A 1,014-nucleotide genomic window follows, 5' to 3' on the forward strand; every position below is an offset into this window, starting at 1 on the left:
CCTTCACCCGAGTTCTCTCAAGCGCCTTGGTATTCTCTACCTGATCACCTGTGTCGGTTTGGGGTACGATTTCTTATAATCTGAAGCTTAGAAGCTTTTCCCGGAAGCATGGCATCAATGACTTCGTCACCGTAGTGACTCGACATCGTATCTCAGCCTTAAGATGGTCCGGATTTGCCTAAACCATCAGCCTACATACTTGGACCTGGACAACCGTCGCCAGGCTCACCTAGCCTTCTCCGTCCCTCCATCGCAATTATAAGAAGTACGGGAATATTAACCCGTTTCCCATCGACTACGCCTTTCGGCCTCGCCTTAGGGGTCGACTTACCCTGCCCCGATTAACGTTGGACAGGAACCCTTGATCTTCCGGCGAGGGAGTTTTTCACTCCCTTTATCGTTACTCATGTCAGCATTCGCACTTCTGATACCTCCAGCAAACCTTACGATTCACCTTCAACGGCTTACAGAACGCTCCCCTACCCAATGAAGTAAACTTCATTGCCGCAGCTTCGGTGTATAGCTTAGCCCCGTTAAATCTTCCGCGCAGGCCGACTCGACCAGTGAGCTATTACGCTTTCTTTAAATGATGGCTGCTTCTAAGCCAACATCCTGGCTGTCTGAGCCTTCCCACATCGTTTCCCACTTAGCTATAACTTTGGGACCTTAGCTGGCGGTCTGGGTTGTTTCCCTCTTCACGACGGACGTTAGCACCCGCCGTGTGTCTCCCGGATAGTACTTACTGGTATTCGGAGTTTGCAAAGGGTTGGTAAGTCGGGATGACCCCCTAGCCTTAACAGTGCTCTACCCCCAGTAGTATTCGTCCGAGGCGCTACCTAAATAGCTTTCGGGGAGAACCAGCTATCTCCGAGTTTGATTGGCCTTTCACCCCTAGCCACAAGTCATCCGCTAATTTTTCAACATTAGTCGGTTCGGTCCTCCAGTAAGTGTTACCTCACCTTCAACCTGCCCATGGCTAGATCACTCGGTTTCGGGTCTAATCCTAGCAACTAT

1 rRNA gene is annotated in these 1,014 nt (G+C 50.6%); it reads right to left on the reverse strand.

The window, feature by feature from the left end:
- Window positions 1-1,014: ribosomal RNA gene (locus C9J38_RS21520) — 23S ribosomal RNA — on the reverse strand; the annotation flags it as partial.

It is taken from the genome of Photobacterium sp. GB-210, from assembly GCF_003026075.1.
Taxonomy (GTDB): Bacteria; Pseudomonadota; Gammaproteobacteria; order Enterobacterales; family Vibrionaceae; genus Photobacterium.